We start from the raw sequence: 21,374 nt of genomic DNA on the forward strand, positions 1-21,374 counted from the left end.
GCCGGTACGACGGGCCGCAGCCACATAGCCCTCGACCGCGGTCCGCAGCTCTTTCGCGTGATCGGACGAGAGGTCGATCTCGTAGTCGGCCCCGTCGAGGCCGAACGGGACGGTCTCGTCGGCGGTGCNGCCNTCGAGGTCNTCNACCAACGTCACCGTGGTCCGGGTAGCCATGGGCTNTCGAGCTCCTTNATTGTGGGCATCGGACCGATCCCGCCAGGTCCCGAGAAGGACATCGGCATTGCCACATCATTCTTAACAGATAGCGGCGGTACTCGAGGCTATGGGCTCGCTGTGACGCATATGTGCCTGTCGTCCGAGACCGCGCGGGGCGCGCAGCCTTGGGACTGGCACCCTGGGCGTCCGCGAAATGCCCCGGCCCGCCTTGCGATAGGGAGCTGGGGGTCGTCGAGGGCGCGGGACTTTGGGGGGGACGTTGACCGCAGAGCTGCCGGGCTACGAAGGTGGACCGCACACCTCTGACGGTGGCTGCTACTCGATCACCGTCGGCACAGCCCTGGAGGCCGGCATCGACTTCGAGCGCCCGAACGCTGCTCGCCTCTACGACTACTACCTCGGAGGCGCCCACAACTTCGCCTCCGACCGGGAGCTGGGCGAGCAAGTCACGAAAGTGATGCCCGAGGTCCGAGCGTGGGCTCGCGCCAACCGGGCGTTCCTGGCGCGCGTGGTGCGCTACTACGTGGCATAAGGCGTCCGGCAGTTCCTCGACCTCGGATCAGGTATCCCCACCGTCAACCACGTACACGACGTAGCCCGCGAGCTCGCCCCGGACACCCGTGTCGCCTACGTCGACTTCGAGCCCGTGGCGGTGGCCCACAGCCAGCAGCTGCTCGCCAGCGTCGACGGTGTCAGCATCACCCGCGCCGACGCCCGCGACCCCGCGGCTGTCCCGTCGGCGCCGACCGTCACCGAGCTACTCGACTTCACCGAGCCAGTAGCTGTGCTCGCCGTCGCCCTCATGCACTTCGTCTCGGACGACGACGACCCTGCAGGCATGATCGCCGGCTACCGCCGCGTTCTCGTCCCGGGCAACTTCCTCGCGATCAGCCAGGCAGCGACGACTACGACGACCCCGACCTCACCACGCACGTCCGGGCGTTGGTCGAGCTCTACCGCGGCAGCGCCACACCGGCCTTCCTCCGCGACCGCCCACAAATTCGCGCGCTCTTCGGCGGTCTCGACCTGGTCGAGCCAGGCCTCGTCGACATCAACCACTGGCACAACGATGTCCCGGACCCTCCGCAGCTCAGCAACTCCGCCGGACTTGCCCGCATCCCGTGAGCTCGGACGCGCCAACTTCCTACACGAACGCAGCATCGCGATAACCGGCCTTAACGCGGCATCCGATCGCTCCGCCTGGTCGCGTGCGTCCACTCGGCTCCATCCGGCGGCGTGCAGCGCGTCCCGCTGAGCGTCGAGATTTTGATCATCGGTCGAGACTCTGGCGTAGCCCACCACGGACACGTTGCTGCCGTGGGTAGGAGCACGAAGTTGTTTCACATGCGATTACAACGTCGACGATGAGATCCTTGACTCCGGACACGGGTTCTGCGACGTGATCGACCAGCAGGACCAAGATCATCCGCGACTGTCCCGCAGACCGTCGTTTGTTGACTCCCGTACCGCTGGTCGAGGACTACGAGCGGGTGCTGACACGAGCGTCGCCGAGGAGTGGTGGAATGTGACAGGAGGGGAATGTGGTAGCTCACCCTCCATAAATCGCGCCATGTAGCGCGGGGGTCATGGCTCCGGGTTCAGTGAGCTGCTGCCACTGGTAGTGAGTAAACGACATCTGCCGATGGATCCCTTCGGATGCATTCGAGCAGGTGAAATTGTCCGATCCGTTAAATCCGGAGTTCGGATTGTACCAATAATAGACCACGCTCTTGTCCGATCCGAGCCAGGTGAACTCGAAAAACCCTGAAGCAGGGGAAACCTGCGTTTGCGTTGGTTTGTCGCTGACACTGAGATCGCAGGTCTGAGCCAGCTTTTCGTACGTGCAGGTCAAGGTCTCTCCGGGTTTCGCGCAACCCAACGGAGTTGTTGTCGACGAATCTATCGACGATGTCGCCGTGCCCGCCGGAAGATTGGAGATGACGACTACGACAAGGAGGACGACAACCGCCGCGAAGGCCCATGCTGTCCAGCCCCTTATCGAAACGCGACTCCAGGAGAACCGAGCAGCCCAAGCATCGGGCCCGGGCAGGCCGAGGGTGTGCCGGCCGTCCCCACCTCGTCCGTCTTGAGGCGCGTTCCACCACCCGGCCGTACCTCCTAAGAGTGGGGGGGCTTGGGATGACTCCGGAAAGGGCGCCGCACGAGCGCCGCAAATCCCGCAGAACGCGTCCGAGCGAGACAATACGTGGCCTCGTTCGCAGCAGATGTCATAATCGGGAGACGACACGCCAAACCCCCTCCGAGCGTGGACCCCCCGCAATGTGTCCCGAAATTCTGGGGCTTGCAACCTCGTTGCCCCGAAGGTGTGAACCTCACAACATTCCCTTTTGACAGCGGGGTCAAGCTAGCACCCACCAGTTGCTCGGCTTCTTGCGCAGTATCGCGACGTCGCCCTGACGTTAAGGATGGCTTCGGCGCACGATCTTTGAGCAGCAGGGCCGGCCCTCGTGGAACGTCAGGCCAGAAAGCCGACACGTAGCCTGGTCACCGACCACCCAGCGTGGACGGAGGAACGCGTCTCATCGATCGCTGCCTCGTTCCGTACGTACTGCTCGTCCTCGAATGCAGCGTCCTCCTTGCCCTCCGGGCGCCCCCGGTCGGGCTGATCTTCAGTCCAACGGGTGAACATCGGACCCTGGTGCAGCGTTTGCCCAACTGGCCACGATGAAGCATGTACTTGAACTGGTGCGCCACCTGGGGGGGACAGATGGCAAGTAAGTGCGAACGATGCTTCAAGGTGCTGAACACATGCCAGGCGTGCAAAGGCAGAGGTCAGACTTCTTGGTCTACGTGTCCAAAGTGCCGCAATACTGGTCTGGTGTGTGCAACACACGAGGGCTTCTGGAAACTCTCGTAGAGCGGCCGACCGCTCTGCCCGTGACGCCCTCAGAACGTCGCCCGGGTAGAAACCTAGCGAAAGATTTCAATAGGTATTGCAGGAAGCGGAGTCCCAACGGTGTCTACAACTTGGTCAGAGCTGCGTGTCTACCTTGAGAACAACTACGTGATCGCCGGGGTGTCCCCGTACGGTCAGCTTGTCATCAAGTTCGACTTTCCTGACGGACGCCACCAAATGGTGATGGTCTCGCAAGCGACTCGACAGAGTACTGGCGAGGAGTGGGTTCAAATTGAATCGGTCGTAGCTCACGCCAGCGATGTCAATCTACACAAACTTCTAGACTACGTTAAGCACCAGCTGATTGGTGGACTCGCCAAGAACGAAGACTACGTGACAGTGAGGCATTCGATGCGTCTTCTTGACATGAGGCCGGCGGAAATCAACGTCCCCCTCTACCTTCTGGTCAATACGGCCGACTACCTCGAGTCGACGAACGGGCAGCCAGACCGCTTCTAACGACGTCAACGAAGGTCTGCAAATAGTCCGCGAGCTCTTCCCGGGCTCCTTAGCTTCGGCGGCTGCACCAGAACTCGGACGCCGAAGAGGGCGAGTCGAAGTGGTCTGCCATCAAACTGCTAGGGCCAGACCACCACCAGACTGGGCTCCTTCCCCTGCCGCGATAATCGGAGTTATCGCGCTGTTAGCGGACTTGACGCTGTGGTCCTAGCGTCATCGATGTGCGCTCGGGGCGGCGTGGACGGCTGTGGCGATCTGTTGGTAGCCGGTGCATCGGCAGAGGTTGCCGTCGAGTTCGGCGGACAGGTCCGCTGGGACGGGGTCGCGCCGGAGGGCGGCGACGGTGCACAGCACGTGCCCGGCCAGGCAGAACCCGCACTGGAAGGCGCCGGCGTCGAGGAACTCCTCCTGCACGGGGTGGAGGGCCCCGTCGTCGCCCTCGAGGCCTTCGAGGGTCTCGACGACGCGTCCCCCGATCCGGCCGACGGGCACGAGGCAGGACTTGAGCGGCGTGCCGTCGACGAGGACCGTGCAGGCGCCGCAGTCGCCGTTGCGGCAGCCGAGGTGGGTGCTGTAGAGGGACAGGTCCTGGCGGAGCACGTCGACCAGTGCACGGCCACCGTCCACGGCCAAGGTCAGCTGCACTCCGTCGACGGTCGTGGTCACCGAGGTGATGGCGTCGGTCGTGGTGCTCATGCGGGGTCTCCGTTCAGGGCTCGGGAGAGGGCGCGGGCTGCGACGGCCCCGGCGACGCGGCGGCGGTAGGTGGCGTCGGCCTGTTCGTCGGTCCACCAGTCGGGGTCGGCGGCCTCGACGAGGTCGCGCAGTCCGGTGCGGGCCGAGGGGTCGGCGTCCGCGGCGCGGACGGCGAGGTCGGGCGGGACGTCGACCGTCACCGGAACGGCGGCGACTGCGCCCAAGGAGACGCTGACCGCGCTGATCGAGCCGTTGCCCGTGTGGGCGAGGAACGCGGAGGCGGTGGCGACTGGCCAGCCACTGCCCCCGTGCTTGAGCTTGGCGTAACCCCAGGACCCGGAGATGTCGGGGACCTCGACGGCGACGAGGAGTTCCCCCTTCTTGAGCGCGGTGGCGAACGGACCGCGGAAGAACTCGCGGGCGGCCAGCCGACGTTCGCGGGAGGCGTCGGCGAGCACGAGGTCCGCGTCGAGGGCGACGAGCGCGCCGGGCACGTCGGAGGAGGGGTTGGCGTAGCAGGCCGACCCGCCGACGGTGCCCTGGTTGCGGATCTGTGGGCCGCCGGTGATGCCGGCCGCGAGGATCCGCAGCAACATCGGGGTCTGCGGTGAGCGCGCGAGCGCGCCGTAGGTCACGGCGGCTCCGAGCGTCGTCACGCCGTGGCCTTCGGTGGTGATGCGGTCGATGCCCGGGAGCCGGGCGAGGTCGACCAGGCGACGCGGGGTGGGCACGTCACGGGCGAGCCGCGGGTAGACCAGGGTGCCGCCGCCGATGACGGTGGTGGGTCCGCCGTCGGCGAGGAGGTCGAGGGCGGCCCTGCGCGTGGTCGGGGCGAAGTACCCGGTCCGCTCGGTGGTGGTCGTCGGTGCGGTCACGGTGCCACCTCGAGGAGGGCGGAGAGGTCGGTGACGCCGTCGAGGACGGCGAGCACGCGGGCCGGGGTCAGCGGGGTCCTGGTCGGGTGGCCCGCGGCGCCGAGGGCATCGCGGACAGCGCCGGCGATCGCGGCGGCCGACCCACCGACACCACCCTCGCCCGCGCCCTTGGTGCCGAGCTCGGTGAACGGGGAGGGCGAGACCAGGTGGGCGCTCGCGATTCGCGGGATGTCCGGGTGGCGAGGGAGGAGGTAGCGCTTGAAGTCCGAGCTGGTGGGGGTGCCGTCGGGATCGAAGCCCTCCTCCTCGTAGAGGGCGATCCCGACGCCCATCGCGACGGCACCGTGCAGCTGGGCGTCGACGAGTTTCTGGTTGATGACGGTGCCGCAGTCGTGGACGGCAGCGAGGCGCTCGATGCGGACGCTGCCGGTCTCGACGTCGACGAGCACCGCTGCGACGTGCACCGAGTAGGAGTACGTCGGGTACTGCTGCAGGCGACCGTCCTGGTCGGGGATGGACTGGAGATTCTGCGGTCCGTAGGTGCGGGTGCTCTCGAGCTGCAGGCCTTCGACACCGGGCAGCGCGTCCCCGAGGGTGCGCACACCGGCGATCAGCGGGCCGACGGGGATGGCGCGTCCGGAGTCGTCGTCGACCCGGAAGAGGCCGTCGGCAGCGCGGATCGTCTGCACGTCCGCACCGAGCAGGGCGGCGGCGCTGCGATCGAGACCGGCGCGGAGGTCTCGCGCGGCGAGCCAGGCGGCGGTGCCGCCGGTCATGACGGCGCGGCTGGAGAAGCTCCCGGAGCCGAAGGGCGTGCGGTCCGTGTCGCCCTGCACCACCCGCACCGACGAGACGGGGAGACCCAGAGCGCCGGCGACGAGCTGGGCGATCGCGGTCTCGCTCCCGGTGCCGGGGCTGGTGACCCCGGTGAGGACGGTGGCGTGACCGGAGGTGTCGAGTCGGACGGTGGCGGTCTCGAAGCCGCGGGAAAGGCTGCCGGCGTAGTCGATGCCTTCCGGGGTGAGTTCGAAGCCGACGCCGATCCCGAGGCGTTCCGTTCCCGCGGTGGAGCTGCTCTGCCGAGCGCGCAGGTCGTCGTAGTGGGCGAGGTCGAGGACCATGTCGAGGGCCCGGTGGTAGTCCCCGGAGTCGATCGTCATGGTCGAGGTGCGGCGCGGGAGCTGCTCGCCACGCAGGAGATTGCGTCGGCGGACCTCCACCGGGTCCAGGCCCGTCGCGGCCGCGACGTGGTCCATCACGGATTCGGTGACCAGGCAGGTGGCTTCCTTGCCGAAGCCGCGAGCTCCGTTCCACGGGCCTTTGTTGGTCATCACCGCACGCCAGCGGACCTCGAGGTCGGTGACGTCGTAGCCGCTGGGGAAGGTCGCCGCGGCGACGGCGGGCATGACGGGACCGGGGGTCGCGCAGAGGGCACCGATGTCGGCGTCGAGGTCGACCGACAGGGCGAGCACGCGTCCCGTCGGGTCGTACCCGGCCCGGTAGCGGGCCCGGTAGTCGCGGGCGCCGATCAGCAGGGCCTCGGCGCGGGTCTCGACCCACCGCACCGGGCGGTGCAGCCGCAGGGCCATCAGGCAGGTGAGGGGCTCCTCGGGCAGGCCCGGGAACTTGAACCCGAAGCCTCCGCCGAGGGGCGGGGCCACGACCCGGATGTCGGACTCGGGCAGACCGAGCTGACGGGCGAGGTCCGCGCGCAGGCCGTGCGGCTGCTGGGTCGCCGCCCGGACGACGAGCCGTCCCTCGTCGTCGACGCGGGCGATGCACCCCCGGGGCTCCAGCGGGACCGCGCTCCCCCGGCCCAGCGCGACCTCACCCTCCACGACGTTCGGGGCCGCTGCCAACACCGTCGCCTCGTCACCCTCGGAGACGACACCGGACATCACGACGTTGCCGGGCAGGGCCGGGTGCTGGGCTGGGGCGCCGGGCGCGGTGGCCGCCTCCACGTCGAGCAGCGGTGGCAGCGGCTCCGCGTCCACCACGACGAGCGCCGCGCCGCGGCGCGCCGCCTCCTCGGTGTCGGCGACCACGAGCGCTACCGGCTCCCCCGCGTACCGAATCCGTTGGACCGGGAGGCACGGCAGCGTCAGGGGGCCGGCCGCGCCGGTCAGGTCCTCGGGGAGCAGGCACACCAGGTCCCCGACGAGCCCGGACGCTGTGACGCCGGAGAGCACCGCCCGCACCCCGGGCTCGGCCAGCGCCGCGTCGGCCCGGACCTCGCGGATCGAGGCGTGGGCATGGACGCTGCGCACGAACACCAGGTGTAGGCAGCCCTCGGGCTGCTCGTCGTCGAGGTAGCGGACCCGCCCCCGTACGTATCGGTCCCCGTCGAGGCGCCGCACCGCACCACCGCCAGCATCCATCGCTGCTCCCTGTCCGAATCGAAGTGAGCACTCACTTCGATGACGGGTATGGTGGGCGTCACCCTGGCCGGTGTCAACGAAGGGCGGCCGATGACCATCCGCACCCGCATCCTGGCCGCGACCTCCGAGCTGATCCGCAGCGAAGGGTTCAGCGCGGTCACGACGAAAAAGATCGCCGCAGAGGCCGGCTGCGCCGAGGGCAGCATCTTCCGCATCTTCGGCGACAAGGGCGGGTTGCTCGCGGCCGTGCTCTCCTTCGGCCTAGCCGAGACCGGCACGCTCTACGAGGTCGTCGACAGGGCGAAGGAGACGTCCGATCCGGGGGATGCCCTGCGGGCCGTCACCGCGGCGCTGCGCGACTTCTACCGGGCCAGCTACCCGCTCATCGGGTCGGCTCTGGCCGACCGGGCGCTGTTCGACCGGTACTCGACCGCCCATCGCGAGGCGGGCACGGGACCGCAGCAGGCCTGGCAGCTCGTCCACGACGTGCTGGTATCGCACCGCGACGCGGGACGCATCGACGAGGGCGCAGACCTCGCGACGTGCGCGCTGCTCGTCGCGGGGGCCTGCCAGAACGCAGCCTGGGTCGAACTCGTGTCCGGCCCCACTGCACTGCCCCACGGCGGCGCCACGGTGACCGACGACCTCGTCGGGACGCTGCTGCCCGTCCTGGTCCCGAGGAGGAACCCGTGAGCACCTCGCAGGTCGACACCGACCCCGCGAACGCGACCGTCACCGAGGTCGCCGACGGCGTCTTCGCCTACGTCCAGCCCAACGGCAGCTGGATGATCAACAACACCGGGTTCCTCGTCGCTCGCGACGGCGTGTCCGCGATCGACGCCTGCTCCACCGAGCGCCGCACCCGCGCCTTCCACGACACCATCGCCGGGGTCAGCAGCGCACCGGTGCGCACCCTGGTCAACACCCACCACCACCCCGACCACACGGCCGGGAACGGGCTCTTCCCCGGCGCGGCGATCGTCGCCCACGAGAACGCCCGCGCCGAGATGCGGACGCTGGGCCTGCCCCACAACTCCGGGGTGTGGACCGACGTCGACTACGGCGACCTGGACCTGACGCTCCCGTTCCTGACCTTCGCCGAGCGGATGACGCTGTGGGCCGACGACCTGCGCGCCGAGCTCCTCTACTGCGGCGGCCCCGCCCACACCACCAACGACGTCGTCGTCTGGCTGCCCGAGCAGTCAGTGCTCTTCGCCGGCGACCTGCTCTTCCACGGCGGCACACCGTTCCTGCTCTCCGGCTCCGTGCTCGGCGCCATCGAGGTCCTCGAAGGCTTCGTCAAGCCGCTCGGAGCCCGGACGATCCTTCCCGGCCACGGGCCGGTCGGCGGACCGGAGATGATCGACGAGGTGCTGGGCTACCTACGCTTCGTCCGCGACATCGCAAGCGACGGTCACGCCGCCGGAGTCCCCCCGCTGGAACTCGCCCGCGGTACCGACCTGGGGCCGTACGCGGCCTGGACGGACCCGGAGCGCATCGTCGGGAACCTGCATCGCGCCTACGCCGACCTGAGCGTGCCCGTGGCCGGTCGCGGCGGTCCGATCGACTTCCCGAGCGCCCTGGCGGACATGGTCGCCTACAACGGCGGCCGACCATTGACCTGCCTGGCCTGAGGAGAACGACGTGAAGCTCGCGACCTTCGAGTACGAGGGCGCCATCCACTGCGGGGTGGTGGACGACAACGGCCTTCACGCGCTGCCGGTCGGCACCTCCGTGGCCGGCCTGCTCGCCGACGGCGAGGAGGGCCTGCGCCGCGCCGGTGGCGCCGCGAGCGCCGACAGCATCCCTCTCGACCAGGTCCGGCTCCTCCCTCCCCTGGAGCCCCCGACGGTGCGGGACTTCGTCGCGTTCGAGGAGCACGTCGAAGGCGTGCGAAGGTCGGTCTCCAAGGAGGCCGGGGTGCCCGAGGCCTGGTACGACGCGCCGACGTTCTACTTCAGCAACCCCTACGCCATGGTCGGAGCGCACGACGACGTCCCGGTCCCACCGGGTTCTCAGGTGCTCGACTTCGAACTCGAGGTCGCCGCGGTCATCGGACGTGAGGGCCGCGACCTCTCCCCCGAGCAGGCCCGTGACCACATCGTCGGCTACACGATCTTCAACGACTGGTCCGCCCGGGACCTCCAGTCCCACGAGATGCAGGTGGGTCTCGGTCCCGCCAAGGGCAAGGACACCGCGACGACCCTCGGCCCGTGGCTCGTGACCGCCGACGAGCTCGAGCCCCGTCGCGACTCCGACGGCTTCCTCTCCCTCGCTCTCACCGCCGCGGTCAACGGGCGGGTGGTCGGCGAAGACCTGCTGTCCAACATGGGCTGGCACTTCGAGGACCTCGTCGCCTACGCCTCCCGCGGCACCGTCGTCCGCCCCGGAGACGTCCTCGGCTCCGGGACCTGCGGCAACGGCGGCTGCCTCGGCGAACTGTGGGGGCGAGGCACGACGCGGCAAGACCTGCCCCCACTGGTCCCCGGCGACGTCGTCACCCTCACCGTAGAAGGCCTCGGCCAGGTGTCCAACAGAATCGTGGCCGGGGCCGACCCCGTCGAGATCCCCCGAGCCCAGCCACGCCCACGAACGCGGCCAACGCCCGCCCCCGACCTCTGAGACCGGCGACCTCATCGGAATGATGAGATTACCAAATGCCGCGATAAACGGCGTTATCGCGGCACCGGGTCCGCTCGAAGTTCGCCAGCGCTCCAGCCCGGTCGAGTACGGCGACAGCGCGGCCCCTCGTTCTCAAAGCCAGCCGAAGCCGTTCCAGCCGGTCCGAGCCGCCGCCCTCGCCTGGGCGTGTGGCTCGCTCTCGTCGGTCCGAACGACCTCACGGATACTGCCGTTGTTGTACAACTGTTGTCAGGCAACTCCGTATTAGCTCCAGCCGCGAGCGACCGCCCGCACGCTGAGGCCGCGACCCTGCTAGCGAAATACCCGCCAGGTCCTGATCGTCCGCATACCCGCGAAGGCTGCCCGTCGCGGCCACCGATGTCCACCGCAGGCGTGTGCGACAAGGTCGTCGCGCAGTACCTGACCGCCGCCACCAGGCACGCGTTCCGACCTGCGGTGATGCTGCTGCTGCGGCGCTTGACCGGCTCCGCATTCCGTGGTGGTTCCGCATCCCGCGCTGGGCAGCTTGCACCGAGCCGCTGCTGGCACCAACGAGCACGGGCAGCCGGAACGTCGTCGGCGGTGAGCTACTCCGCTGCGTCGGCGCGGTCATGAGGCTTCCGCTGCTCGCCGTACCACCTGTAAGCGCCGAGCGAGAACAGAACCGCGAGGAAGGTGCAGCTAATCGCTGCGGCCCACTGCAGCCAAGCATCCGTCCTGATACCAGTTCCGGCGACCAGCTGGTACCACCGGACAACAGCCAGCACGACGAATACCGCGCCGAGCGCGGCCCTCATTCGCCAGCCGTCGAGACCACCCACGAGCTAGAAGTTACGGCGGGACGGCCGGCTCGCACCGTCGTCCGAGGGCTAGGAACTCACCCGCCTCTTGTACTGAACACGAAAGACCGAGCCGAAAAGGCCAGTCAATACAAGGTTCAGAGCCCCGGAAGCCCACCCGATCGTGCCAGTTACCGGCGAGAGCGGACAAGACGCTAGTAGCACTCGCGATCAACGCGCAGATGGCAACGAACAGCCAGACTTGCCACGCCGCGAACCTCTCCACGCTGCCCAACGTACGGCGGCCGCATGCGGACGGCACTCCACCGCAGAGGCCGGCCTCGGGGTCTCTCGCTCGGCGGCGCGGGCTCTGCCCTGCCGGGCCAGTCGCATAGATGCAAGCGCCCTTCTTCGTGCGAGCGTGCCTGCGATCGGTTCCGGCGGGTACGAGGGTCAATCTGACGGATGTCGCGTCGCAGGGGCCGGCCATCTGCGGGCGATCCGCGATGTGGCCTGCGAGCTGCGCGAACGACTCGGCGCTGCTCGACGGTCCTACCGCTCGGTCCGGCCCCCTTCCCGCGCTTCCGTGGGGGAGAAGTGGGGAGACGATCTATCATGCAATCCCACTCGACCTCGTCTGTCGGCGTGATAAGTACTCCCGTCGAGCGGACTGACCTTGGCTACCGGAACGGGGCGCCGATTGCGTCTGCCTCGAAGTTAGCGTCCAGCAAAAGCCTCACCGCGCTAAGGCCTTGATATTCCCTCACTGCTCCAGATCCAGGCTTGTAGTACTCGAGCGAGAACACGCACTTTACGACATACACAAATAGATCTCGCTTACCGACTTCGATTGACACGCGGTGACATAGTGTCCAATCGTGTTCGAACCCGCCGTAGTCGAGCGTCAGGTGAAAGAACTCATTCTCGACACTCATGCGCCCCATCGAGCCAGAGATTAGAGGGCCTGCGATCCTGCCGTATGCGTGATGCGTCCTAATATTGTGCTCACTCAAGGAAAACACAACTGTCCAGGCGTGGAAATCGGACGGGCTGGCGATATATGATACAATTTTCGAGGAACTCGCTAGTCGACGCCATTCCCCATCTGCAACTATCGCATCGCCTTTAGCTTGCGCTGCACTAGAGGGCCCTGGCTTATGACGCAGCCGTTCGAGCAAGCTGAAGAGTTCGTGTTCGCTCCGAGAGTCAGAAACCTGCTGGTAAAGATCACGAACTAGAGCCAGCGTTGAAACAGCCAGTGCCAGCAATCCGATCCACTCCGCCTGTCCAGCTGGTCTCAATTGACCTAGCCACGCGCCAGGTAGCCCACGAGCCGCGAGCTTTCTGCCGGTGGCAACTTGATCGTCGCCTGCAGCACGCGACTCTGTAAGTGCGACGACGAGTCTCGACAGGTCGTCGGGCGTGAGATCGCCAATCATGGACCGCACTCCGGCCTGGATCAGGTTTGCATCTTGCGCATTGGCCGTTTCGACCTGGCACTTCAGGCAGAGTTCGATATCGGCGGAAGGAGCCTGGAAGAGACCCATGCATACGGAGCATGCCTCTAATGCCACTCGACCCTCCTCAACGTTCGACGAATTTGCCGAGCAGCCGCAAGTGCTCTTTAGAGCAAGGTTTTAAAGCCACTTGCGCCAGAAACATCAATCGCGACGACCACTTTGTCGAGCGTGGCTCACCGTCAGACTTAGTGATTGCCGGAACAAGTGACGAATCGTTGCAGCCGAACGATTAGGGAGTTCATGTGCGCATCCAGATTCTGCACACGCACCCGAATGGCTCGTCGAAGCGAGCTATCGTCCGACCGTCCGCGACGGTGGTCGACTGCCTAGCTCCAGCCACGCACGACCGCCCAGAGACTTATAGAACGGCCCTCACGACGGAGCGTAAGCCAGGTCCGAAGAGTTCTCACGGACGAACAGAATTCCTTGCCTCCGCGAGCCTGTCCATCGAACTCCTGTGCGATTTGCGACCTGCCGAACGTGCGGGTACGACGACTGGGCTAGATCTCTGCCAAGTACGTCCGTGTGCAGCGACCGTCTACTTCCCCCAGGCGGTCGAGTACGGCGACGTACTCCGCGCGGGCCTGGTCGATGGTGGTGCCGGTGGCGGAAGCGACCTGCGCCCAGCTCGCCCCATCGCGGCGCGCGGCTTCAACGGCCTGCCACTGCCATCGAGTGAGCAGTTCGACGAGCTCGTGGGAGTCTCGCAGCGCGTCGAGGGCGCTCGAGACCGGGACCACGACCCGACCTGCTCGGCGTGCGGATGTCGCGTCTTATCGACTGGCTGTCTGCCGGTGGTCCGCGATGTGGCCTCTGAGCTGCTTGAACGTCTCGCCGTCGCTCGGCGGTCCTACCGGTCGGCGAGGCCCATTTTCTGCTCTTCCGCGGGGGAAAAGTGGGGCGACGATCTTGCGCTGGTCTCAGCCTGGGATGACTGGAGTAGCATCTCAACGTCGGAGACGGTGCAGCAGGGCGATCACGAGTGCCCCCGCGACGAGCGCCAGCCCTCCCGAGTATGCGAGGAGCGCCCAACCCCTCGATTGGTGCGCTGCGACGAGCTGTACCAGCGCGACGACTGCAAGCAGGCTGGCGAGCACAAGGACCAGGCCGCACTGCAAGATCGCGCCGTTGAGGGCTCGCCTTCGCCTGTAGTGCTCGCGCCATGCACGCCGCTCGCTTCGAGCTTCGCGGCGGTCCTCATGCACGGCCAGCACGTTACGGCGTTGCCTTCAGTGCTTGAGCGCGTCTGCGTAGGGACCTCCGCCGGCTCTTACAACGATCTGGGCTCAATCCTCCGATGTCTTCCGTCGCAGGTTGCGCCAGGCCGTCACGCCGAGGATCGCACCCGAGAGCACGAGGACGGCGACACCAACGACGTTGGCGGTGAGAGGGCCGCTTGTCGCAACCACGGCGGTCACGACCGCAGCCGGGAGACAGGCCAGAACCACGGGCGCTGCGCCCGGCAGCGTCGCAGGCACGGTGAGCAGCCAGTGTCGTTGGCCGGAGCTGCGTTGGCGGCGTGCGAGGAACGGGACAAGGGCCATCAATGCACAGCCCAGTGTCGTGAGGCCGAGGCCAACCGCGAGCCACTGTTGCTTTTGCACCACGGGCCCTCTTTCATTTGGCTTGGTTCCGCCTGGGCCTTCTTCGGTGTGAACGGGCCTGCGGTCGGTTCCGGGGTCTCCCCCGCTGCTGTCGCATGGGCACTGACCTGCTGTTTTGTGTTCTTACGTCCAGCGCTCCGGAACCTGCTGCCGGGCCTCCTGCTGCCTCAATGCTGCATTGATCTTGGCGTGCTACTCGACGGTGGCGCGTCGCCGTCCGACGACCGACAGGTGGTCCCGCCTCCATCGAGACCCGCGAATCACAACCACGGCACCGAGCACGAGGGCAAAGGCGACAATGAGCAGGGTCCAGGGAAACCAGGAGCTGGACGTCGAGAGCAGCGCGAACCCGGCCAACGTCCATGGCAGCCGCTCGCTGTTGCGTACCCGCGCTCGCGCGTAGGTCTCTCCTGCGACCAGCAGACCGGGCGGCATGTGCTGCTGTTCCCGCACTGCCCTCTTGACGGCCCTCCGATCCGCGCGCGCGAGCGGTTTGAACGCGTCACACAGCTCCCAAAGCTCGGCTCCTCGGGTGTCCTGGGCGGGCAGGACGATCAGCAGCAGCCCGAAGACGAGACTCGCCGCGAGGATGGCGGTTTCGGGACACACGGAGCCGGCGAGAACCACCCGCAGGACAGCGAACGCGAGGGCAGCCCCGAGTCCCGTCCACTGCCAGCGCCGCGACGCGATGATCTTCCGGACCACCGCAGTGACACTAGCGGGACTCACAAGTCGCACAGTGCTGCGGCGGAACTGGGTCTGGGCGAGCGGCTACAGCACCTCGTAGTACCCGCTGACGTTGCGGCCGAGGACCTGCTCCTGGCAGCCGAGCACGGCCGCGTACTCCGCCCGCGCCTGCTCGACGGTGGTCCGGGTGGTCGCGGCGATCTGCTCCCAGCTCGCCCCCTCCCGGCGGACCGCGTGGACGGCCTGCAACTGCCACCCGGACAGCAGCTCGACGAGCTCGGCGGTGTCCCGCAGGGCGTCCAGGGCACTGACGGCGGGCCCCTCTGCCTCGTGCCCGGAGACATGGGTCGTGACCTGGTGGGCGTTCCACTGCTGCCAGGTGGCAAGGAGGGCGGCGAGGTTGGTCATGGGGGCCTCCAGTGGTGTGCCGTGTCGGCGGCGGGCGCTATGGGTGGGGCTGTCCCCGACTCCACCGCGCCTGCGGCCCGCTCGGCCGTCAGAGGCTCGCCAGCAAGGGAGGAAGCGAACGATCTTGAGCGGCCTCGACGTCGCTGAGCTGGTCCGCCCCGGTTGCCGGTCAAGATGGTTCGCGGCCCTTGCTGGGGAGGGACGGCCGGGCAAACCCGGCCGCCGCCAACACGGCAGCCCGGCGCAGCCGGTTCCTCGGGGTTCTGGGCCGCGTGGCCTTGAGCCGCCCCACGCCGCGTCACGGCCTCGTGGGAGCTGTCCCCGATGCTCGAGCTGGGCTCGTGGTCTTGGTGCTCGCCGTCGTGGCGCTGGCGGCTGCTGTTCACGACCCGGCTGGAGCGGCCGCGGGAGATGACCAGACCCTCGACTGTGAGCTGCTGCATCGCCCGGGTCGCCGTGGCGACGGTGGTCTACCACTCCGCGGCGAGAGGCCCGGGTGCTTGGGAGCTGCTGCTCGTGGCGGTAGGTGCCGGACTCAATCTCGGTCGCAGATGCCGCGATAAATGGAGTTATCGCGGTATCGCCTGTTTGAGTGTCGCGCTACCCGCATCTGTTCCCGCGCGAAGAATCGCCTAATGGCGATTAGGGTCAGTCCTTCACCACTGCCTCCAGAACTTCAGCCATGCCAGCCGGTCGATAGGATGCCTCTGCCATCTTGTCCAACACTAAATTGCGGAACACTACATAAGATATCCCTTCAAGGTGTTGATCGACTAAGCTGTTGAGTAGCCTTCGGCCAGGAAATTCCTTCTTCCAAGTGCCCGTATCCAGCGCCGCAATCAGGCTTTCGCGAAACTCAGCTTCCCTTTCCTCAAGCCCGCCGGTCGTGACTAGATCGTGGGCAGCGGCTGCAACCCTCTCAGCCGAACCCTTGATCGATGGAATCAGGTCAGATGCAGGCGTCCTAGTCGTCGGATTTGCACCGACCCTAATACTTGACACCAACCGATCATTGACCTCGCCCTGTAGAAATTCGAGAACCAAGCGTTCAACAAGGTCTTTTGCGCTCGACAAAAGCCATCCCTCGATATCCTGCTCTGACGGAGTTTTCGTAGTGCCCCGGACAGCGAGGATCGCCTTTCGAAGATAGGACGGATCCAATAGGTAGTTTTCGATATGGTAACTATCCCATTTCATCACGTTGTCCCCGGCAGCTGACTCAAGCGAAGAATGGTCGCGATCGGTAATAGCGTAGAAGCGGTCGGCTAGTCCCGCGTCCTCCGCTGCCTGCGACAGCACGGCATAGAGGTCGCGTACACGACTCTTGTTTCCTCCAGAGACAAGGTTTACCCGCTTCTCGAATTCAGGGAAGAGGCGGCCAATGATCTCTACATCGACAGCTGAGTCCGGGTCACCTTCGACAATAACTACCTTGCCGCGAGGGCGGTAAGCAGCAAGATCTCCAACGATATCGACAACGGCCCTCTCCATTTCGTCGTTTGCCGAAATCGCGATTGCCTGAGAGTCTGGAGCGTCTGGTCCAGCGGCGGAGGCCATGTGAAAGACGGAATAGGTCTGCCTACCAACTGCCTGTCGCAACAGGGCGTCTGAATGAGTGACCAGCCATAGCTGGTTCCCCAGTTCACTGCCTAGGTATTTATGGTAAAAATCAGGCATGCCTTGGAGCAATCTCGGGTTTAAGTGAAGCTCCGGTTCGTCGATCAGCAGCACCGAGCTGTGAGGCGCGGAGTTGCGTAGGCGTAGGTAGCCGTAAACCAATTCTTTCTCGCCAGAACTAAGCTCGTCGATATCATGAGCGGGTTTCCCGTCGATCCATACCGGGAAATCAACTAAACCTGCTGGACTTGCGCGAGGACCGTGATACGACTTATCTGGAAAAAATTGCTCGAAGAGAGCCGTCAGGGTCTCGTTTAGGTCGGGAAAACGACCGGCTACGCCCGATTTCTGCGCTATCGTTTCTCTAACATAATGCGCGGCTAACTCAGACTTCACGTTCTTGTACTTCTCACGCCAGTTGTACAGCGACTGCGTACGGCGCTGTTCAGTCACCGCGTCGAGATTGAGGTTCACGCCTCCCACTGCTTCTCGTTCGTAGATGCGAGAAGCGCTGTGGTACTCCAACACGCCTAGAGCGCCTGGCTCGTAATTCTCAAACACCATCTGAATTGGTAAGCACTCATGGATGAGCGGATGCCCAAGCGGGTTGACCTCAATTCTCAACTTGAAGCTGGGCGCACTCAGCTCCGCTTTCAACTGCTCGGCCCGCTCTGCCGCTCTGTTGGCGACAGCGTCGCCATGGATTTGTAACAAGGGAATAGTTGAGAGGTGGAATCCGACCCCGCGTACATCAACGTTCGCGATCTCACGCCACACCAGGGGTACAACAACCTGTGTCGCTCGATCGTGCAAGAAGCGCACTTCGCGCTCTGACAGCTCCATTGCTGCCTCGATAACCATAGAGCGGTTGGAATCCCGCAACAGGCCCGATAACTCGCCCGGCGTGTTCGGGTTAATGCCGAATTCGCCGAGCCACATCTGATACTCGTTAGCCTGATATCCGCCGTAAAGAGATTTGAGTAGTCGCATTGCGTCGAGAATGCACGACTTTCCACACCCATTGGGCCCCGCTACAAGAACAAGGTCCTGTAAGTCGTCGAGGTTTAGGCTTCTGATGCCTCTAAAGTTCTCCACGCGAAAACTCGTAAAACGCAAGTGTGACCCCACCTTGAACGAAACTTGTTCAGTCGGATGCAGCGTACAAGCACCGCAGGCGCCTGCCTGCGCACGAGTCTCTGGGGCAAACCCCTGAGACGGTCGGGGGGCGAGCTCACGTCCGTTCGTCCCGCGACGTGCGTCCGACAAGGACATGCCATCGATATGCGGCGTTATCGCGGCATTCGGACACCGCTCACTCCTCAGCGAGCCTCCCTGGCGAGGCCGTGGGACGACGATCAAGCTGCCTGGCCGGGCGGGCCCCGGCGAAGCCGCACACCCCCGCGGGTGGGTCACCCTGCTCAGCGGCTCGCGTTCCGTCCTCCGAGCCCGTCCGATAACCTTGGACCATGAGCGAGGCGTTCGAGATCTCCGCGGACGACGCCGAGGGCGTCGCCGAGGGGATCCGGCGTGCCGCGACGGGCTCGGTCGTTCATCTCGTCCGCGACGGGCGCCCCATCGCAGACATCGTCCCCGCCAACTCCGCTGCGGCCCCGGTCCCATCGGAGGGCGCCGAGCTCGACAGCGCCGAGATGGCGGCGCGCGAGCAGCGGGCGGCCGAACGACCCGCCGCATGCGTGGCCGCCAGCGAGTACCACGCCGCACGCTTCGGAGCTCCCACCCTCGAGCACTACCGCGCGGTGTACGCCCAGGCCGGCGCCTCCTGGCCAGGCGAAGCCTTCGTCCGGCGCCACTACCCCGTAGCGGACGCCTCCTGAGCGCACTGCCACCCACCGACGAGCCGCCCCCGCTGCTCGCCGGCGGCAAGGTTCTCGACGCGAGCGCGCTCGCATCGTGGGCGCGCGGCGGACTGGCCATGGCCAGCTGGTCGACCATCGCCTCCGAGCTCGGGGTGACCCTGCTCGTCCCCTCCGCCGTGGTCTCCGAGGCACTTCTCGCCCTGCCCGACCACGGCACCGACATCGACGTCTTGCTAGCCCAGCCCACGGTCCTCGTGCTCGATGAGCCCTCTGCAGCCGTTCACGCAGCTATCGACGCCGCTCGGGAACGTCACGGCCTCTTCGACCCGGTCGCTTCCTGGGTCTCGGCGATCTGCCACGAACGCGGGTGGCCCGCGATATCCAGCGACCCAGACCGGCTACGTCGCGTGCACCCCGACCTAGAAGTCGATCTCCTCTAACCCGCCGACCGCAGCCGCTGCGCCGTGTCGGTCCCGAGGTCGGCATCCTGCCGATGTACCGGCGTTCGCTCGGCTTCGTAGCCTTAACTCAAGGGCGCGTTGGCCGCAATTATCGCGGCATCGACGCAGGTCAGAGGGCCCGGTCGCTGCGTTGACAGATCTCGGTCCTAGCGTCGAGCCTCGTGAGCACCACAGGCCACAGCAGCCACGAGCACGCCGCCGATGACGGCCGGCGGTTACTGGCTCGGGTCCCGAACCAGCGCGCGGCGCCGCCGTCGGAGCTGCTCGGAGGTCTCGCCGAGGAGTACCTGCCCGCCGCGCTGTGGACCGACGCGACGGTCCGGCTGCTCGTGAGCGGCTGGCTGTCCAAATTCCGATCACCGAGAACACGCCGCGCCTACGCCGGCGACCTGCTGATCTGGCAGCGATGGTGCGCCGCACGGGGAGTCGATCCCCTGCGCGCGCGCCGGGTGCAGGTCGATCTCTACCTCGCCGACCTCCTCGACGGCGGCGCCGCTCCCACCTCCGCAGGGCGACGGCTCTCGGCGCTGTCCTCGTTCTACCGCTTCCTGCTCGACCAAGACGACCTCGACATCACCCGCACCAATCCCGCGGCCGCAGTCCGCCGCCCCGCCGTCGACGCCCAGCACTCCCCCACCCTCGGGCTCACCCGCGAAGAGGCCGTCGCCCTGCTCGACACCGTCGACCGCGACCGCGGTCCCCAGCGGCGCCGGAACGCAGCGGTCCTCCGTCTGCTCCTACACAACGCACTTCGCGTCGATGAGCTCCTCGGAGCTGACCTGACTGACCTTGGACGCCATCCCGGCCGCGAGGACGTGCACGACACCCTGACCATCCGACGCAAGGGCGGCCGACGCGCCCGCATCGCCCTCGCCGAGGCCACCGTCGAGGCGCTGCTGCACTACCTCGAGCACCGAGCCGCTGCCGCCGGCTGCGGTCGACACGAACTCACCGGCCCCCTATTCGCCTCCCGCACCGGGCGGCGGCTCACCCCGAAGGCGGCTTGGGTGCTCGTGCGGCGCACCGCTCGGGATGCCGGAATCGCGTCGTGGGCCAAGCTCTCCCCTCACTCGCTGCGCCACACCGCGATCACCCTCGCGCTCGACGCCGGCGCACCGCTGCGCGACGTGCAGGACTTCGCCGGCCACCGCGATGCCCGCACCACCCGTCGCTACGACCGTGCGCGCGAGGACCTTGACCGCTCCCCCACCTACGCGCTGTCCGAGTGGCTCGCTAGAAGGCCATCATACGTTCCGGAGTCGTCATGAAGCGGGTCCACAACCAGTCGACGCTGGCGAGGTAGACGGGAGCCACGCGGCGGCGCGCTCGCCACTGGATGCCGCGATATTTGGAGTTATCGCGTCATCGTGATTGCGTCGCGCGCCGACCGGCCCCTGATCGTCCTCGATGCCCCTTGGACCTACTGCCGCAGCACGGTCGACTGCAGGGCTGCGGCCCGAGCCGGAGCCCTGTTACCTTTTCGATCAAGCCCGGTGAGGCTTGCAGACCGCCGCCCACGGCATGGCTGAGCGCCCCTGTCGACGATGCTGGGGGGGTGTTGTCACCGTGGCCGGAGGGCGCCAACAACCGCTGATAGAGACCTGACCCGCTCGCGAAGTCTGTCCGTAACATGGCTGCCGGCGGGGGTGTCCAGGTCAGCCTGCCGCGACGAGCAAGGAGCCGCGGTTGAGCAACCCCGCCCCGCCTCGGTACCGCTCGCGGTGTTCTGCGGGCTGGACGTCGGCAAGTCCGAGCACCATGCCTGCGCCCTCGACGCGACCGGCCAGCGGCTCTACGACAAGGCGCCGCCAAACGACGAAGCTGCACTCCGCGCGGTGTTCGGCCGTCTCGCCGAGCACGGCCGGGAGCTGGTCGTGGTCGACCAACCCACGGTCGCGATCGCTACCAGCGGCGTCGTCCTCTGGCGCTATCGTCCGCGAACAGATCACCGAGCGCGAGGAGCATCGCCACTCCGCACCAGCCAACGACACCCAAGGCGATTAAGGCGCCGATACTGACGAGCCAACCCGATCCTTCAGAAATGGGGTGATGTAAAGCGTAGTCCGCGTAGCAAATATATATCAGGGCTGCCGCGACGCTCGCGCCCCGGACGAGAACCTGCAGCACGCACCGCTTGCGCGAGGGCAGGGGAAGTGTGCCGCCTGGGTGCGATAGTCCTCGGTCATGAGACCGCGCCGGCCACGCACCGTGACACGTCCCGACCCATACCGGCGAGCTTCATGAACATGCAGCGTAGAGCACGAGTAGACACACGCAAGGAGGTCCGGCGGCGTGACGCCTGCCCCGGGCTTGGGCTGTTGAGCGTGGCCGTCGGCGCGGCTTTGTCCACCGAAGTC

The 21,374-nt window shown here is 66.6% G+C and carries 17 protein-coding genes and 4 pseudogenes; 9 read left to right on the plus strand and 12 right to left on the minus strand.

The window, feature by feature from the left end; translation table 11 throughout:
- The coding region (locus A3CO_RS36675; RefSeq protein WP_033414227.1) for a histone-like nucleoid-structuring protein Lsr2 at positions 1-174 on the minus strand (174 nt) is incomplete at its 3' end.
- 262 nt (positions 175-436) lie between these two features.
- Here A3CO_RS36675 and A3CO_RS39405 point away from each other — a divergent pair.
- Together A3CO_RS39405 and A3CO_RS40335 are read left to right on the plus strand one after the other, a co-directional pair.
- A pseudogene (locus tag A3CO_RS39405) lies at positions 437-1,036 on the plus strand (SAM-dependent methyltransferase); the annotation flags it as partial.
- Between the two features lie 83 nt (positions 1,037-1,119).
- Complete coding sequence (locus tag A3CO_RS40335; RefSeq protein WP_425393408.1) at positions 1,120-1,302, plus strand: SAM-dependent methyltransferase; 183 nt, start codon at positions 1,120-1,122, stop codon at positions 1,300-1,302.
- 87 nt (positions 1,303-1,389) lie between these two features.
- On the opposite strand, the pseudogene A3CO_RS40340 reads toward A3CO_RS40335, so the two are convergent.
- The 5 genes and pseudogenes from A3CO_RS40340 to A3CO_RS0110110 all read right to left on the minus strand — a co-directional run.
- Positions 1,390-1,521, minus strand: a pseudogene (locus A3CO_RS40340) (recombinase family protein); the annotation flags it as partial.
- A gap of 205 nt (positions 1,522-1,726) precedes the next feature.
- Entirely contained in the window at positions 1,727-2,029 is a 303-nt protein-coding gene (locus A3CO_RS37975; RefSeq protein WP_157647363.1) for a hypothetical protein, read from the minus strand.
- A 1,737-nt stretch (positions 2,030-3,766) separates the two neighbouring features.
- On the minus strand, positions 3,767-4,249 hold the full coding sequence (locus A3CO_RS0110100; protein ID WP_018332125.1) for a (2Fe-2S)-binding protein: 483 nt from the start codon (positions 4,247-4,249) through the stop codon (positions 3,767-3,769).
- Positions 4,246-5,124, minus strand: coding sequence for an FAD binding domain-containing protein (locus A3CO_RS0110105; protein WP_018332126.1), 879 nt, complete (start codon positions 5,122-5,124; stop codon positions 4,246-4,248). The genes A3CO_RS0110100 and A3CO_RS0110105 overlap by 4 nt, the downstream gene beginning before the upstream one ends.
- Positions 5,121-7,502 carry a xanthine dehydrogenase family protein molybdopterin-binding subunit gene (locus tag A3CO_RS0110110; RefSeq protein ID WP_084681688.1) on the minus strand — a complete coding sequence of 794 codons (2,382 nt, stop codon included), beginning with the start codon at positions 7,500-7,502 and terminating at the stop codon, positions 5,121-5,123. Before A3CO_RS0110110 ends, A3CO_RS0110105 begins: the two co-directional genes overlap by 4 nt.
- 90 nt (positions 7,503-7,592) lie before the next feature.
- On the opposite strand from A3CO_RS0110110, the gene A3CO_RS0110115 reads away from it, so the two are divergent.
- From A3CO_RS0110115 to A3CO_RS0110125, 3 genes are read left to right on the plus strand one after another with little or no spacing between them, the layout of a single operon-like run.
- Positions 7,593-8,195: a TetR/AcrR family transcriptional regulator gene (locus A3CO_RS0110115; protein ID WP_157647365.1), complete on the plus strand. Its 603-nt coding sequence runs from the start codon at positions 7,593-7,595 to the stop codon at positions 8,193-8,195.
- Entirely contained in the window at positions 8,192-9,136 is a 945-nt protein-coding gene (locus A3CO_RS0110120) for an MBL fold metallo-hydrolase (protein WP_018332129.1), read from the plus strand. Before A3CO_RS0110115 ends, A3CO_RS0110120 begins: the two co-directional genes overlap by 4 nt.
- 10 nt (positions 9,137-9,146) lie before the next feature.
- Positions 9,147-10,124 (plus strand): fumarylacetoacetate hydrolase family protein, encoded by a 978-nt coding sequence (locus tag A3CO_RS0110125; protein ID WP_018332130.1) that lies wholly within the window; start codon positions 9,147-9,149, stop codon positions 10,122-10,124.
- Positions 10,125-11,583: 1,459 nt separating this feature from the next.
- Here the strand turns inward: A3CO_RS0110125 and A3CO_RS37980 are convergent.
- The 6 genes and pseudogenes from A3CO_RS37980 to A3CO_RS40345 all read right to left on the minus strand — a co-directional run.
- Positions 11,584-12,450, minus strand: a complete 867-nt coding sequence (locus A3CO_RS37980) for a hypothetical protein (RefSeq protein ID WP_157647367.1) — start codon at positions 12,448-12,450, stop codon at positions 11,584-11,586.
- Between the two features lie 1,259 nt (positions 12,451-13,709).
- Positions 13,710-14,030 (minus strand): hypothetical protein, encoded by a 321-nt coding sequence (locus A3CO_RS37985; protein ID WP_157647369.1) that lies wholly within the window; start codon positions 14,028-14,030, stop codon positions 13,710-13,712.
- A 189-nt stretch (positions 14,031-14,219) separates the two neighbouring features.
- Positions 14,220-14,732 carry a hypothetical protein gene (locus A3CO_RS0110140; protein WP_018332133.1) on the minus strand — a complete coding sequence of 171 codons (513 nt, stop codon included), beginning with the start codon at positions 14,730-14,732 and terminating at the stop codon, positions 14,220-14,222.
- Between the two features lie 66 nt (positions 14,733-14,798).
- Positions 14,799-15,122 carry a hypothetical protein gene (locus A3CO_RS0110145; RefSeq protein ID WP_018332134.1) on the minus strand — a complete coding sequence of 108 codons (324 nt, stop codon included), beginning with the start codon at positions 15,120-15,122 and terminating at the stop codon, positions 14,799-14,801.
- Positions 15,123-15,770: 648 nt separating this feature from the next.
- Positions 15,771-17,678 (minus strand): AAA family ATPase, encoded by a 1,908-nt coding sequence (locus tag A3CO_RS38655; protein WP_169510935.1) that lies wholly within the window; start codon positions 17,676-17,678, stop codon positions 15,771-15,773.
- A gap of 24 nt (positions 17,679-17,702) precedes the next feature.
- Positions 17,703-18,011: pseudogene (locus tag A3CO_RS40345) on the minus strand (AAA family ATPase); the annotation flags it as partial.
- Positions 18,012-18,205: 194 nt separating this feature from the next.
- Here A3CO_RS40345 and A3CO_RS38660 point away from each other — a divergent pair.
- The 4 genes and pseudogenes from A3CO_RS38660 to A3CO_RS36695 all read left to right on the plus strand — a co-directional run.
- Positions 18,206-18,574 carry a hypothetical protein gene (locus A3CO_RS38660; RefSeq protein WP_018332135.1) on the plus strand — a complete coding sequence of 123 codons (369 nt, stop codon included), beginning with the start codon at positions 18,206-18,208 and terminating at the stop codon, positions 18,572-18,574.
- A 98-nt stretch (positions 18,575-18,672) separates the two neighbouring features.
- Positions 18,673-18,996: a hypothetical protein gene (locus A3CO_RS38665; RefSeq protein WP_018332136.1), complete on the plus strand. Its 324-nt coding sequence runs from the start codon at positions 18,673-18,675 to the stop codon at positions 18,994-18,996.
- A gap of 350 nt (positions 18,997-19,346) precedes the next feature.
- The gene (locus tag A3CO_RS0110155) at positions 19,347-20,285 is read left to right on the plus strand and encodes a tyrosine-type recombinase/integrase (RefSeq protein ID WP_157647371.1); all 939 of its coding nucleotides are present in this window, start codon (positions 19,347-19,349) and stop codon (positions 20,283-20,285) included.
- 453 nt (positions 20,286-20,738) lie between these two features.
- Positions 20,739-20,906, plus strand: a pseudogene (locus A3CO_RS36695) (IS110 family transposase); the annotation flags it as partial.
- Positions 20,907-21,374 lie beyond the last annotated feature (468 nt).

The sequence above is a fragment of the Actinomycetospora chiangmaiensis DSM 45062 genome (genome assembly GCF_000379625.1).
Lineage (GTDB): Bacteria > Actinomycetota > Actinomycetes > Mycobacteriales > Pseudonocardiaceae > Actinomycetospora > Actinomycetospora chiangmaiensis.